The sequence below is a fragment of the Pseudomonas sp. ANT_H4 genome (assembly GCF_008369295.1).
Lineage (GTDB): Bacteria > Pseudomonadota > Gammaproteobacteria > Pseudomonadales > Pseudomonadaceae > Aquipseudomonas.
The window spans coordinates 110,857-125,319 of record NZ_VOBG01000005.1 but is presented as its reverse complement, the minus strand read 5'-3'; the positions used below and the strand labels follow the sequence as shown (position 1 = coordinate 125,319).

Here is a 14,463-nt window from a genome sequence, read left to right as displayed (position 1 = left end):
CCCTCTCTCCGGCATCGTGGTTAACGGGGCGCCTTAGATCAAGATCAAGATCAAAAGCAAAAGCACGGCGGCCTGGTAGCCGACCTGAGTGGTGAGAAGCAAGAGCGGATCTACTGCCACCTGGAGCGAGCTTGCTCGCGATGGTCGTTAACTATAACGCGGGCTTCCTGGCTGTCAGCCCCCTAATTCCAAGCTACAACCAACAGCCCCACCCCCAACACCAAACACAGCGGCGAATAAAAAAACGTATCCAGGCGAGCAAACCGCGACCCACCTACCGTTTTGAAAAAACCTACTAACTCCGAATCGCCAATCGCCCGGGCAAACATGATCACGGCAACGCCACTGATCCCCCATTGCAAGGCCTTATGGCTGATCGGATCAAAATACAGCCCCGCCCGCAAACACACCAACACCGCAATCAACACCAGCCCGGCGGCCACCAACAACGCCCCCAGTGCAGTGAGTTTGAAGGCCGGACGCGGTCCCCTGGAGAACTCTGCGGGCAGCTGCGGTATAGCTGCCGCACTCCCCAGCTTGCCACCGGCCGCCCAGTACACATGCACCATACTGATAAAGGTAAAAATCCCGACAACCCACCGCGCAACGAAAAAGCTCATGGCTGGATATCCCCTAAAAAGTTCGAAATAGGATAGTCCTCCTGAGATTTTTTGTGGGTATTTCGTCGACAGCTGGTGATAAAGTGCCGCCCCATGAAACTCGCCCGTACCGACCGTTCACTCATTGCCTGGATGCTCTATTGCTGCGTCCTGTTCAATGTGTTCGCCTGCAGCATCGGCCATGGGCAAATGGTCGGCATGCAGCTAAATGGTATTGGCGGCCAGTTCTGTACGGTCGACCCGCGCACCCAGTCGCCCGCGCCTGCAAGCTCCACCGATGAATCCCTGCCAACCCTGTCCAAGGCTTTTGGCTGCCCGCTGTGCTCCAGCGGCGGCATGGGCCCGGCGCTCAACTCCAGCCTCAATGTCGCAGTCATGCCGCAGCCTCAGGCCCCGCCGGCCGGGGTTGTTGCCAGCGCCGACAGCCCTTCCCGCTTTACCTGGCCTGCGGCTAATCCGCGCGCCCCGCCCGCCTTCGTCTGATTCTTCGCTTTTTGATCTGCACAGAACATGACCTCCCACCGGAGAGCGTGTCCTTGTGCGTTGCTTTCAAGCCAAGCTTTTCAGGATTTACCGATGAAACATTTACCTCTGTTGGCGAGCCTGTTCGGCTGCCTGCCTGTCAGCGCCTGGGCCATTGAACTGGCGTCCACCACCATTGATGGCGAACAAGCCGCCGAGCCGGGCCTGGCCCTGGATCAATCCAGCGGCATGGCTTCGCGCCTGGGATTGAGCGTGCGGGAAACCCCGGCCTCCATCAGCATTGCCAACCGCAACGATATCGAGCGCCGAGGCGCCAAGACCTTCCAGGACGCCGCCAATTCCCTGCCAGGCGTCAATGCCAGCGCACCGCCGGGGTTTGGCGGGTTTATCTCCTATCGGGGCTTCACCAGCAGCCAGATCACCCAGATGTTCAATGGCATCAACGTCGCCAGCGGCCTGGCGCGGCCGGTGGACGTGTGGATTTACGACCGGGTGGAACTGGTGGGGGGCCCCTCCTCGCTGATCAACGGTGCCGGCTCCGTGGGCGGTTCGCTGAACTACGTGACCAAACTGGCCACCCGCGAAGAACAGGTCGTCGAAGGCCGGATCAGCTATGGCAGCTATGACACCACTGGCCTGGCCCTGGGCCTCAATCACGCCCTCACCGAACCCGGCGCCGAGGTGCAGCACTACGCGCGCCTGGATGTAAGTCGCAACACCAACCACACCTACATCGACCGCCAGCAGCGCGACGCCTGGAGCGTGGCGTTTTCCCTGCTCAGCGACCTGACGCCCAACCTGTCCCACACCCTGGCCCTGGAATACCAGGACGAACACGAAGACAGCCCCTACTGGGGCACGCCGGTACTCAATCCCAAGGCCGGCGAGTTGAAGATCGACAAACACAACCGCTTCAACAACTACAACGTGGCGGACGGTCGCTACGAGCAACGGACAATCTGGGCGCGGTCGATCATCGACTACCGGATCAACGACAGCACCAGCCTGCGTAACACCCTTTATCACCTGGAAAGCCAGCGCGACTACCGCAACCTGGAGACGTACCAGTACAACGCCGATAACAGCGCGGTAAACCGCTCCACGGCGTATCAGGTGCGCCATCAGGGCGAACAGGACGGCAACCAGTTCGAGCTGCGCCATGAAGATACGTTCTTCGGCCTGGCGACCACCTGGTCCGGAGGTTTCGAGTACAAGGTCAACAGCACCACCAACAACCCGCTGAACGTGTCGGGCAAGAGCAGCGTGGACCCGAACAACTACGATCCAGGGCACTTCTACGACATTCCCGGCACCCGGCCCGGTTTTATCAAGGACAAGACCACCGAAGTGACCACCAAGGCGCTGTTCGTGGAAAACCGCCTGGGGCTGACCGACAAGTTGTCACTGCTGACTGGCCTGCGCTACGACGCCATTGACCTGGATGTCACCAATCATCGGGTGGCGACGACGACCAGCCCGCGGCACTTCAAGCGCCGCTGGGAACCCGTGACCGGCCGCATCGGCCTGACCTACCAGTTCATTCCATCGGCCAATGTCTACGTGCAATACAGCACCGCCGCCGAACAGCCGTCGACCACCACCCAGGTGTTCGACGTGTCTACCGGCAAGCAATGGGAAGTGGGCAGCAAGTTTGACTACCTCGACGGCCGGGGCTCCGCCACTGTTGCCGCCTACAAGATCGAGCGCAAGGACTTCGCCGTGACTGATCCGCAGGACTCGACCAACAGCATTGCGGTGGGCGCGCAGTCGTCCAAGGGTATCGAATTGGCCAGTTCCTTGCGGATTACTCCCAAGCTGTTGGCCGAGGGCAACTTCGCCTGGGTTGATGCCAAGTACGACGATTTCAATGAAAAAATCGCCAGCGGCGCAGTAGTGTCGCGCAAGGGCAATACGCCAACCAACGTGCCGAAGCGGGTGGGCAATGTGTGGCTGACCTATGACTTTGCACCGGATTGGCAAGGGGGGTGGATGCGCGGTATGTGGCGTCGGTGTATGCCGACAATGCCAATACGATGACGATGCCGGCGTATACCTTGTTCGGGTCGTTTTTGACTTACAAAGTGGACCGGCACACCTCCGTGACTGGCCGGGTACGTAACCTGACCAATGAGGTGTATGCCCAGTTTGCTCATGTGTCGCCGGCGTATTACTTGGGGTCACCGAGGACATTTGAGGTAGCGGTGCAAACGCGATTCTAAAAAAAATAGAGATCGTTCCCACGCTGTGGGGACGATCTCTAGATGTCATTTCAGACTGGCCTCGACCTTCTGCGCCACATCCTCGGTCAACCAGGCTTTCCAGACCTCTGGGTGCGACTTGAGGAACGCCTGCGCCACTTCACGGGGCGGCGTGTGCCTCTCGCTCATCTCGGCCAGCGCCTTGTTCAGTGGTTCAATCGGAAAGTCGACCTTGGCGAAAAACTCGCAGATCTGCGGGTACTGCTGCTGGAACGGCGTCGACACACCAATGCTCAACTTGGATGCCAGAGAGCGAGTCGGTTTCGGATTGGGGTTATCGGCATCGGTCAGGGTCTTCCAGGCCTCGGCGTCAAACGGTGGCTCTTCCAGTTGGACCAGCTTGAAGCGCCCAATCAGCGGCGTGGGCGACCAGTAGTAAAACAGGATCGGCTTGCCGCGACGGATCGACGAGGCAATCTCGGCATCCAGCGCCGCGCCCGAACCACTGCGAAAGTTCACATAACTATCGTCCAGCCCATAGGCCTTGAGTTTCTGTTTGTTGACCACTTCCGAGGTCCAGCCGATGGGGCTATTGAGGAAACGGCCCTTGGTCGGTGCTTCCGGGTCCTTGAACACGTCCTTGTAGCGCGCCAGGTCCGTTACGCTGCGCAACTGCGGCGCCAGGGGTTTGATGCCCTTGGCCGGGTCACCCTTGACCACGTACTCCGGCACCCACCAGCCTTCGGTGGCACCTTTGACGGTGTCGCCCAGGCCGGCCACTTTGCCTTCAGCCTCGGCCTTGACCCACACCGGGCTACGTCCTGCCCATTCTTCACCGATCACCTGGATATCGTTTTTCGCCAGGGCGGTTTCCAGGGTAATAGTGGTGCCGGGCAAAGTATCGGTGGGCAAGTCATAGCCCTTTTCGACGATAAATCGCAGCACCTCAGTGATCAAGCTGCCACTTTCCCAGTTCAGGTCAGCAAAATGGATCGGCGCCTGGGAGGCCGACACCGGCAGCGACGCCACCGACAGGCTCAGAGTCGTCAGGGAAGCCGCCAACAGCGCTCGAATTGCTTTCATGCCTTTGCACCTCGTGTTTTACACAGCGATAGCGGATGGCTTTGCTGTAACACCGCGAAGCCTCTGAATACTTAAGTCAACTCAACTGTAGTAGAGGTTTCGATGAACAAGGCAGGTCGCTTGCCTTTACGGCAGATTATGCAAATGCTGCAACTCTCGGCGCACCATGCTGGCGTACTCGGCGGGACGTAGTTCGTACAACTGGCTGGCCACCCAGTTCAACCAGGCACCCTGCAAATCACCCTTGCGGGCAAACAACTCGGCCGCCTTCGCCTGGGAGTCCGACAAGTGCTGCTGGTGAAATTGCGCCCGGTCCAGGCTCATTACTCGCTGGCCTTGAAGGTCACGAGTTCACCCTTGCGCCACTTGGCAGCCTTGCCGGTCACGGCTTTCAGGGTTTTGGTCAAACCTTCCTGCAGCTGTTCGTTGGCAGCGAAGACCAGCATCACGTTGTGACCTTCCTTGAACACAATGCCCTGGCCTTCAGCCGAGGAAACAAACGCATAGTCGCCCAGCCCATACACAGTCAACTTGATATCGCGGAACTTGAGTTCGAACTTGCCACCTTCACGGCTCGGCAATACAGCTGCACGAAAATGATCACCCACCTTGAGTTCTAGTCGCTGTTTGTCGTCTACCACCATCGCTGCCTCTGTATCGACTTCGGCGATGTAAATGCCTTCAGGCGTTTGTTCAGTGATGTAGACAAAACGGGATTGAAACTGTTTGACCAACTTTGCGCGCAAATCACCCAACACGAACAATGCGTGCATATCCAGATTACTGACTGCCAAGGAAACGCCCCCACATCAAAAAAGGTGCTACCTGCCCAAGCGGGCAGCACGAAAAAGCGGCCAATACGGCACGGTCATGAAATATGTAACACAGAAAAAGCTGAAAAAAACTCCCACCACGGCGCCGCAAGACCCGTGCAGACGTGCCCGACGGACCTTAAGCGAAGGTCGTCAGGCGTTGCAGGAAATCATAAGTTCAACCTCCAGAGAATACTGGACGATCAACTTCAGAGAATAACCCATTTGAAAATGTAGTTTTCCGACAGCCAAAACGAAAGAAAATACCTTGGTCTGGAACCAGGCGTCGGATGCTGACGGCAATACTAAAACAGCAACACGGGTCAAAACCACCCGAAAGAACTGCAAGCGGGTCAACAGCACCGATCGACAGGAGCTGACCATGCAACTACTTCAACACCGCTCTGCCCTTTCACACGCGGGCTCAGCATTTATCGATGACGGTGTATTCTACAGCCTGGACGCCGATGGCGGGTGCCTGCATTCAGCCATGTATCGGGTAGTGCCCGCAGGAAGAAACTTTTTCCACATCCTGGAAGTGTCCAGCGGTCGAATCAAAGGCTTTCGCCCTGGCCAAAAAACTCGAAGCCCTCATGTACGCACCGACGGTGCTGAGTGCCCAGGGTTGTCGTTTCGTCACATCAACCACTTTACTGCGCCACCAGCCAACAACAACTGCCATACTGGCCCGTCCAATGAAGTTTGCCCCATGCGGCATGGGTTCATCAGCGCAATTACCTCCAAGGGAAGGCTATACGTGACGGAATTTGATATAGGCGAATTTTTCATCCATGGCGAAGCCAGGGAAGTAGACGGCGAATTTCAAGCCGTGATTGTCATGCGGGCAAAGGCACCTCTGACCACGATCACTGCTCACCAGGTGGAAAAGGATCGTTGGTTCAAAACCGTAGACGCTGCCGCAGCGGCCGCCAAGGATGCCGCCCAGGCACTTAAAAACGCCGTCGACTCAGGGGCGCTGACCTCGTAACTGGCCGGACGCAATAATCAGATCGAACTCTCCAGCGCGCAAAACCTCCCATGCATACCGATGACTTCGCCCATGGAGAACGATATGGAAGCGCCAACACATACCCTTGAAAACCTGTTTGAACAGTTGGGGCTGGATGCTTCCCCGAAGATGATCGACAGCTTTATCGGCCAGCATCACTTGCCTGAAGACGTGAAGTTGATCGACGCACCGTTCTGGTCACCACAGCAGGCTCAATTTTTAAAAGAAGAACTGCGTGAAGATGCCGACTGGGCTATCGCCGTGGATGAACTGAACCAGCGCCTCCATCAGTCGTAGTAGGCTGGATTCAATGCAGGCGGTCTGATTGTTCCGCCCTCAGCAGCGCCTGCCAGGCAGCACGGCATTCTTCGGCTTCATCGCGACTGGCGAAGGCCGTGCCGCGCTGTTCACCGTTGAGCAACACCACCCAACAGGCCTTGCGTCCCAGCGCGCGCAGCGTTGGCGGCACACCACTGCCGATCATCACGGCGACATCGACTTTGCTTTGCATTAAGGTTCTCCGCACAGTTAGTTAGCAAGCTAACAATACTGCTCATGCTACGGTTTTCCTCCCGCTGGAAAAAGCTATCTGCGGAATAGCTTCATTACATGGCCGGTAACAATCACCTTCAGTTAACGTCCTTCAGGCTTGTACCCCAATCGTAAACCACCCCAATGCCGGCCCTTGACCATGATCGGCACCGAGAGGTCGTGCATCAACTCGCCGGTATCGCGCGTGTAGGTCTGCAACAACACTGCCTGCTGATGACTGCCACAGCGAATCCCGGTGCGGTCTTCGAACTTGCGCTTGGTGCGGTTGTGCACCGCGTCTACCTGGGCATCACCCGTCAACGCCTGTGAAAAAGCCTTGTTGTGGGTCGGCACATAGCCTTGGGGCGTGCAAGCGATGGCAAATACCAGGCCTTCATGACGGGGTAGCAACGCTTCCTGGATGCTCGGCAAAACCTGGTCGGTATAGCCGTCGAAACGGCTGTGATACTTGCTGGGGCTGGTCTTGGGGATCAGCGTATAGCTGCGGTTGAACAGGTCATCGAGGCTGACGCGATTTTGCAGGACATCGGCCTCAAACTGCGCGGCGATCTGGCTGGCGCCCTCCCGGGCCAGGTCGTAGATGCGCTGGTGATAGTCGTCGAGGCCGACTTCAGCCAGACGTTCGCTGATGGTTTCGGCCTGCCCTTCCATTTGCACAGCGGCCTGCGCCAGTTGTCGGGTTTGCTGGTCGCTGACGGTCAAATCGCTGCGCATCTGTTCCACCGCATGGAACAAACTGTCGAGTTGCTCGCGGTTGGTGTCAGTGCCCTGGGCGATCTCGCCGACCTGGCCTTCCACATCCGCTGCCAGGGTGGCAATACTCTCCAGTTGCTGGCCAGCCTGTTCCACCTGCTCTACGCCGGACTGCAAATCCGCCGACAGCTGGCGGATCTGCTCCACCACCTGGCCGGTGCGTTGCTGAATATCGGCGACCATCACCCCGACTTCATCGGTAGCGGTGGCCGTTCGACCGGCCAGCCCGCGCACCTCATCGGCCACCACCGCAAAACCGCGACCGTGCTCACCAGCCCGGGCCGCTTCAATGGCGGCATTCAAGGCCAACAGATTGGTTTGGCTGGCGATGGACTGGATCACCAGCGTGACCCGCTGGATTTCTTCACTGCGCAGGCTCAACGCCTCGATCAACTGGCGGCTGTCATTGGCGCGCTGGCTGAGCTGATGCATGCGGGTGATGGACTCGGCCAGCACCATGCGGCCTTCGGTGCTGCGCTGGTGAGCCTGGCTGGCGGCGCCCAGGGCCTGGCGGCTGAGTTGGGAAGTGACCTGCTCGGTGCCGATCATGACTTCGGCGCTGCTGACAATCTGCTGGGCGGCGCTCAATTGCGACTGCAGCCTAGCGGCCAGTTGCTTGACCGAATAGGCCACGCCAGCGGCCGACAGAGCGTTGTGGCTGGTGGTGTAGGACAGATCGCGAGTCAATTCACCCATGGCGTCGTGGGCCACCGCTGGCGCGGCGCTGGGTGTTCGGGTTTTCAGGCGGGGCAGCCAGATCAGCAGCAGGGCCACCGGCAGGCAGAGGTAAATCGACAGGTTCGCGAATGCCAGGCCAAGCAGCAACAGCACCAGGGCGACGCTTTGCAGCAGTGGTGTCACCCAACCGGGCAGATGGCGAGCCACCGTTTGCGGCGGCACCGCTGCGCCTGTCAGAGATCCGTCCCCAGCCATGTTGTCACCCCACTGCTTGTCGTTATTGTGTCTGCATTAAACGCCACTATCCGGCCATTATCCATGGGCCTTTGGTGTTAGGGAGCGCAGCAGATCAATAGACGGGAGAGGGGCAGGGTCTATAGGCCGAACGGTTCTGTAATGAGCGGGCAAGCCCGCTCGCCACGCGCATCAAGCTTGACGCTGATGCTTGTCGATTTGCTCGTGGCGCTCTTGCGCTTCGATGCAGTACTTGGTGGTCGGGCTGATCAGCAGGCGCTTAAGGCCAATAGCCTCGCCGCTGTCGTCACACCAGCCAAAGGAGTCATCATTGATGCGACCCAGGGCCTGTTCCAGTTGCGGCAGCAGGCGCTGGTCGCGATCGATGGCGTTGACCAGCCAGGTGCGCTCTTCTTCCACAGAAGCAGCGTCAGCCGGATCAGCCGGGGTGTCCAGGCTTTCAATGGCGATGCGGTTCTGCTCAATGCGCTCGTGGTGCTCGACTTTCATGGCTTGCAGCAACTTTTCAAAGAAAGCGTGCTGTTCGGCATTCATGTAGTCATCCGCCGGCATGGCCAGCAACTTTTCCTTTGTCATTGATTTCTCTATAAAAAATACGTGCATCAAGGCGAATAAGGGAGCGTTCCGGTCGACCTTTGCAGGTCTCGGAAAGGCGCCGTCCATTTCAAGCGCCTCCCGGCACTCAATTTACGAGGGGCGGCAGTCTAAGGCCGACTTGAGGGCTCAGCAACTGAAATGACAGGCAATTTGTCCGACACTTCCCCAAAAGGCACCAGGACGGGCTCGGCAGGCAGTTATCGGAGTGCGTTTATAGCAAGAAATTCAATCGGGCAGCTATAAGCATTAAGCTGCAAGCGACAAGCTGCAAGCTTCACATGGCTTGCAGCTTATAACTTGCAGCGTGTCGCAGCTCTTCAGCGCTTTAGTTTGCGCTTGTTGCGATACTGGTCGATCACTACCGCCACCACGATGATCAGGCCCTTGATGATGTCCTGGATATAGGCATCCACCCCGACAAAGGTGAACCCGCTGGCCATCACCCCGAGGATCAGCGCGCCGATCACGGTGCCGGTGATGCGCCCTACCCCGCCCGCCAGGCTGGTGCCGCCGATCACCGCAGCGGCAATCGCGTCCAGCTCATAAGACATGCCCATCCCGGCCTGCCCGGTGGCCGCCCGGGCCGATGCCACCACGCCCGCCAACCCGGCGAGCAAGCCGGCGATGCTGTAGACGATGATCAGGTGACGCTTGACGTTGATGCCCGACGTACGCGCCGCCTGCATGTTGCCGCCGATGGCGTAGGTGTATTTGCCGTACTTGGTGTAGCGCAGGGCAATGTGAAAAATCACCGCCACCACCAGAAAGATGATCACCGGCATCGCGCCATGGCCGATGGCGGTGTAGGAATCCGAGAGCATGCTCACCGGCTGGCCTTCGGTGTAATAACGAGCCAGGCCACGGGCCGAGACCATCATGCCCAGCGTCGCAATAAACGGCGGAATGCCGGTGATGGCAATGATGCTGCCGTTGATCGCCCCCGCCAGTAGCCCGACCCCCAACCCCACTACCACCGGAATCCACACCGGCAAGTCGGTCAGCGACGGAAACACCGCCCGGGAAAAATCGGACGTCTGCGCCAGGCTGGCGGCAATCATCGCCGACAACGCCAATACCGAGCCGGAAGACAGGTCAATACCGGTGGTGATGATCACCTGCGTCACGCCAATCGCCAGCAACCCGATGATCGACACTTGCAGGATCATCAGCACCAGGCGCTGGGAGTTCATCAAAAAACTCTGGTCACGGACGATCCAGCCGAACACTTCGAACACCAGGCCGATACCGATCAGCACCAGGAAGATGCTCAGTTCCGTGGGGAACCGCCGACGGCTCTTGACCGGCGCCGTGAGTGGTTTGTTTTCCGCCGGCTTTTTTTCCGAAGATTGGTTTTCCAGTATCGCGTTCATAACCACTCACCTTTTTTATTCCGTTGCGCCAGCCAACCGCAGGCTCGCGCGCTGTGTTCGTTAGTGGACCGCCGTCATACCGGAAGCCAGTTGCATGACTTTTTCCTGGGTCGCCTCAGCGCGGTCCAGGGTGCCCATCAGGTCGCCTTCATGCATAACCATCACCCGGTCGCTCATGCCCAGCACTTCCGGCAGCTCCGAAGAAATCATGATCACTGCCATGCCTTCGCTGGCCAGGTAGGAAATCAGCCGGTAAATCTCGGCCTTGGCGCCAACGTCGATACCACGGGTGGGTTCGTCGAGAATCAGCAAGCGCGGGTTGGTCATCAGCCAGCGGGCCAGCAAGGCCTTCTGCTGGTTGCCACCGGAGAGAGTATCAATGCACTGTTCAAGGGACGGGGTTTTCACCCGTAGCTTCGTACACATGTCTTCGCACAACGCCCGCAGGGCTTTCTGCTGGATAAAGCCGTTGCCCGAATAATGCGGTATCACGGCCATTTCCATGTTTTCCAGGACCGAGAGGCAAGGGAACAGGCCACTGAGCTTGCGGTCCTCGGTCAACAGCGCAAAGCCTTTCTCGATGGCCATGTGCGGGTCGCTGATGCGCACCACCTGGCCGTCGAGCTGGATTTCGCCACCGCTGCTGGGGGTGATGCCGAAAATGGTTTCTGCCACGTTGGTACGACCCGACCCCATCAGCCCGGCGATGCCGAGGATCTCGCCGGCATGCAGATCAAAAGACACGCCCTTGAACACACCGTCCAGACGCAGGTCGCGCACCGACAACAGCAAATCGCCAATGGGTTTCTCGCGCTCCGGGAACAGCTGGCTCAGCTCACGGCCCACCATCATCGAGATCAGGCTGTCGCCGTTCATGCTGTCGGCCCGCTGCAGGCCGATATAGGCGCCATCGCGAAACACTGCCACTTCATCGGCAATGGCAAACACTTCGTTCATTTTGTGGGTGATGTAGATGATGCCTTTGCCCTGGGACTTGAGGTCGGCAATGATCGAAAACAGATGGGCGACTTCCTTGTCGGTAATCGCCGAGGTGGGTTCGTCCATGATCAGGATGTCGGAGTCGTAGGACACCGCCTTGGCAATTTCCACCATCTGCCGCTCGGCGATGCTCAGGTTGCCGACCTGCTCCTCCGGGTCCAGGTTGATGCGCAGGCGCTCCAGCAACTGCGCGGTGCAGCGGTGCATTTCCCGGTGATTGACCATGCGCAGGCTGTTGAGCTGTTCGCGGCCGATCCAGATGTTCTCGGCGATGCTCATGTGGGGCATCAGGTTGAGTTCCTGGTGGATCATCGCGACCCCCGACTGCAATGCCGCCAGCGGCGTGTCGAAAACGATCGGCTTGCCCCGCAGGCGGATTTCACCGGAGTCCGGCTGGTAGATGCCAGCGATGATCTTCATCAGCGTCGACTTGCCCGCGCCGTTCTCGCCCATCAGCGCCAGCACCGAGCCCGGACGCACCCGCAGTTGCACATCGTCCAGGGCTACGACACCGGGAAAACCTTTGCTGATATTGACGATTTCCAGCAGGTAGGGTTCTTCCAGCGCCGTTGGCTGGATACCGGCCAGCGGGGCCTGCGAAGCAGTCGCTTGAGCGAACATATCGGGTACTCCATCAGCAGGGCTGCCGTGGCGCCCTGCCGGCTTATTGTTGTTATTAAGTGAAGGACTATTTGAAATCTTTAACGTTGTCCGGGGTGATCAATTTGAACGGCACCAAAAGGTTCTGCTCGACCGGCTCGTTCTTGGCCATTTTGACCGCCGCCTCCACCGAACCGACAGCCTGGCCGTTGGCATCCTGGAACACCGAGACCGCCATATCACCCTTGGTGATCGCGTTCAAACCGTCCGGCGTACCGTCGACACCGCCGATCAGCACACTGCCTTTCTCGACACCCGCAGTTCTCAGGGCCATGGCAGCACCGATGGCCATCTCGTCATTGTTGGAAACCACCGCGTCGAATTTACGGCCTTGGGTCACCCAGTCGTTCACCAGCGTCATGCCCTTGTCCCGCAGCCAGATCCCGGTCTGCTCCTGTTCAATCTTGATGCCCGGGTATTTGGCCAAGACTTCTTTTACACCTTTGGTGCGGTTGGTCGTGGCGTTATTCGCCAAGTCCCCCAGCAGAATCACGATGTTGCCCTTGCCGCCCATCTTCTCGGCCAGGTATTGCATTTGCAGGCGGCCAGCCTCTACGTCATCGGAAGCCACGGTGACCACGCCCTTGGGCAGGTCCTTCTGGTCAGGGCGGCGGTTGACATAAATCAGCGGAATACCGGCGTCGACCGCCGCTTTGGTGATTCTTGCGGTGGACGCCGTGTCTACCGGGTTGACCACAATGGCGTCGACCTTCTGGCTGATAAAGTTTTCTACCTGGCTGAGCTGCTTGACCACATCGGCGCGGGCGTCTTCGAACTGCAGTTGTACGCCTTCACCCTTGGGATAGGACTTGGCTTGCTTGTCCATGTCCTCACGCAGGTAGGTCAGCCAGGTGTCGTCGAACTGCGACATGCTCACACCGACCTTGATGTCGGCGGCCGTGGCCACACCACTGGCAAGCATCATGGACAGGGCCAGCGAGGCAAAACGGATATTGGTCTTCATGAACGGTCTGTCTCCAATTTCTTGTTGGTTTTTTGGACGTTGCGTTTTTCAGAGCATTATTTTGGCGACGGCAGCCGAACAATCGGCGCCCCCGGAATGCAGCACACCAGGGCGCCCTTGCTTTCGACGCAAAGGACATTAAGGAAGGAAAAATACAGCGGCCGTGCACGGGGCACATCGCGGGGCGGGAAGGCAGAGTGTAAAACTCGCAGTGCAGCGTTGAAGATTTTCATCTGACGGTACCTGGTTGTTTTTGTGTCTTGTTTTTGTTGAGTCGTCCTCCACCGCCTCAACGGCAGATCGGGACGTCACTATGAGCAACCTGGAAATGACTTTATTGGAAAATAATTTCCACATCAACAAGTTTTAGAATTTTATTCTATTTTTGTTCCATAACCCTCGACAGCGGCCATTTCCACTACTTGTTGACGCTCGGCGCTGAGCCGTGCGGCGTCCAGCACACGGGTGGTCTCCAAGGCATCACGGGCATCCACCGGCAATGGACCCTGGCCTTGAACAGCGGTTTGCAGCTGGCGATAGAATTGGTTCCAGCAACCCTTTTCCGAGGGCACACGCTCACGCTCCGGACCTTGTTCGAACCAGCCCCAGCGTCGGTGTTCTTCCGCGCCCCAGTGCTCACCCTCGGTTTTCGGGGTTTTGCCGGCCATCAACGCGTCTTCCTGACCATCCAGGCCTTCAACGGTGTAACAGCCTGCGCTGCCGTTAACCCGAAAACGCGGCGCCTGGCTGTTTTGCAGGGCGCTGCCCCACAGGTGCGAGATCACCCCGTTGGCGTGGGTCAGGGAAACAAAGAAGCCATGGTCGAGGCTGGGGTGTTCAGCGCTGTAGTGCAATTGCGCGAAGACCCGATCCACCGAGCCAAACAATTGCATCGCCTGGTCCACCAGATGGCTGCCAAGGTCACGCAGGAACCCGCCGCCACTGGCATTGCCCACGGACGCGGGGTTGTAACGCTCCACTCGGGATTCAAAGCGGGTGATGGTGCCCAGGGCGCCGGCGTTGATCAGCTTGCGCAGGGTGAGGAAATCCGAGTCCCAGCGCCGATTCTGGTAGACGCTCAGCAACACGCCCTGACGCTCGGCAGCAGTAATCAAGGCCCCCGCCTGGGCGGCATTGCTGGCGAACGGTTTGTCGCTGACCACCGCCACACCGTGTTCGATCGCTTCCAGTACCAGCGCTGGGCGACCTTTGAGTGTGGTGGAGATCACCAAGGCGTCGACACCGGCCTCAACGATCTGCTCGATGCTGTCGAAGGCCTTGACCTCAGGGTGTTCGGTCGCCAGTTGCTGGCGCCGCTCGGGTGAACGGGTGACAACACCGACAAAGGTTGCTCCCGGCAGACTGGCAATCAGCGGTGCGTGAAAAAAACGGCCACCGTGGCCGTATCCGACTAGTCCGATTCGCATGGG

At 58.6% G+C, this 14,463-nt stretch carries 14 protein-coding genes and 1 pseudogene; 4 read left to right on the top strand and 11 right to left on the bottom strand.

Annotated features, from left to right (window positions below):
* Positions 1-182: 182 nt before the first annotated feature.
* Positions 183-620 (bottom strand): DUF3995 domain-containing protein, encoded by a 438-nt coding sequence (locus tag FQ182_RS08485; RefSeq protein ID WP_149412694.1) that lies wholly within the window; start codon positions 618-620, stop codon positions 183-185.
* 93 nt (positions 621-713) lie between these two features.
* On the opposite strand from FQ182_RS08485, the gene FQ182_RS08480 reads away from it, so the two are divergent.
* Together FQ182_RS08480 and FQ182_RS08475 are read left to right on the top strand one after the other, a co-directional pair.
* On the top strand, positions 714-1,103 hold the full coding sequence (locus tag FQ182_RS08480) for a DUF2946 domain-containing protein (RefSeq protein WP_149412695.1): 390 nt from the start codon (positions 714-716) through the stop codon (positions 1,101-1,103).
* A gap of 93 nt (positions 1,104-1,196) precedes the next feature.
* A pseudogene (locus FQ182_RS08475) lies at positions 1,197-3,322 on the top strand (TonB-dependent receptor).
* Between the two features lie 45 nt (positions 3,323-3,367).
* Here the strand turns inward: FQ182_RS08475 and FQ182_RS08470 are convergent.
* The 3 genes from FQ182_RS08470 to FQ182_RS08460 form a co-directional block, all read right to left on the bottom strand.
* Positions 3,368-4,384: an ABC transporter substrate-binding protein gene (locus FQ182_RS08470; protein WP_149412696.1), complete on the bottom strand. Its 1,017-nt coding sequence runs from the start codon at positions 4,382-4,384 to the stop codon at positions 3,368-3,370.
* Positions 4,385-4,510: 126 nt separating this feature from the next.
* On the bottom strand, positions 4,511-4,708 hold the full coding sequence (locus FQ182_RS08465; RefSeq protein ID WP_149412697.1) for a hypothetical protein: 198 nt from the start codon (positions 4,706-4,708) through the stop codon (positions 4,511-4,513).
* Complete coding sequence (locus tag FQ182_RS08460) at positions 4,708-5,157, bottom strand: hypothetical protein (RefSeq protein WP_178114417.1); 450 nt, start codon at positions 5,155-5,157, stop codon at positions 4,708-4,710. The genes FQ182_RS08465 and FQ182_RS08460 overlap by 1 nt, the downstream gene beginning before the upstream one ends.
* A gap of 796 nt (positions 5,158-5,953) precedes the next feature.
* On the opposite strand from FQ182_RS08460, the gene FQ182_RS08455 reads away from it, so the two are divergent.
* The gene (locus FQ182_RS08455) at positions 5,954-6,184 is read left to right on the top strand and encodes a hypothetical protein (protein WP_149412699.1); all 231 of its coding nucleotides are present in this window, start codon (positions 5,954-5,956) and stop codon (positions 6,182-6,184) included.
* Between the two features lie 84 nt (positions 6,185-6,268).
* Complete coding sequence (locus FQ182_RS08450; RefSeq protein ID WP_149412700.1) at positions 6,269-6,502, top strand: DUF2789 domain-containing protein; 234 nt, start codon at positions 6,269-6,271, stop codon at positions 6,500-6,502.
* Positions 6,503-6,512: 10 nt separating this feature from the next.
* On the opposite strand, the gene FQ182_RS08445 is transcribed toward FQ182_RS08450, so the two are convergent.
* The 7 genes from FQ182_RS08445 to FQ182_RS08415 form a co-directional block, all read right to left on the bottom strand.
* Positions 6,513-6,716 (bottom strand): hypothetical protein, encoded by a 204-nt coding sequence (locus FQ182_RS08445; RefSeq protein WP_149412701.1) that lies wholly within the window; start codon positions 6,714-6,716, stop codon positions 6,513-6,515.
* A gap of 122 nt (positions 6,717-6,838) precedes the next feature.
* A complete protein-coding gene (locus FQ182_RS08440) occupies positions 6,839-7,969 on the bottom strand; it encodes a methyl-accepting chemotaxis protein (RefSeq protein ID WP_371923863.1) in 1,131 nt (376 codons plus the stop codon).
* 645 nt (positions 7,970-8,614) lie between these two features.
* Positions 8,615-9,019, bottom strand: coding sequence for a TraR/DksA C4-type zinc finger protein (locus FQ182_RS08435; RefSeq protein ID WP_149412703.1), 405 nt, complete (start codon positions 9,017-9,019; stop codon positions 8,615-8,617).
* A gap of 338 nt (positions 9,020-9,357) precedes the next feature.
* Positions 9,358-10,410, bottom strand: coding sequence for an ABC transporter permease (locus FQ182_RS08430; RefSeq protein ID WP_178114411.1), 1,053 nt, complete (start codon positions 10,408-10,410; stop codon positions 9,358-9,360).
* 60 nt (positions 10,411-10,470) lie between these two features.
* On the bottom strand, positions 10,471-12,030 hold the full coding sequence (locus FQ182_RS08425) for a sugar ABC transporter ATP-binding protein (RefSeq protein ID WP_149412704.1): 1,560 nt from the start codon (positions 12,028-12,030) through the stop codon (positions 10,471-10,473).
* 67 nt (positions 12,031-12,097) lie between these two features.
* Entirely contained in the window at positions 12,098-13,033 is a 936-nt protein-coding gene (locus FQ182_RS08420; protein WP_149412705.1) for a sugar ABC transporter substrate-binding protein, read from the bottom strand.
* 374 nt (positions 13,034-13,407) lie between these two features.
* The gene (locus FQ182_RS08415; protein ID WP_149412706.1) at positions 13,408-14,460 is read right to left on the bottom strand and encodes a Gfo/Idh/MocA family oxidoreductase; all 1,053 of its coding nucleotides are present in this window, start codon (positions 14,458-14,460) and stop codon (positions 13,408-13,410) included.
* Positions 14,461-14,463: the final 3 nt, after the last annotated feature.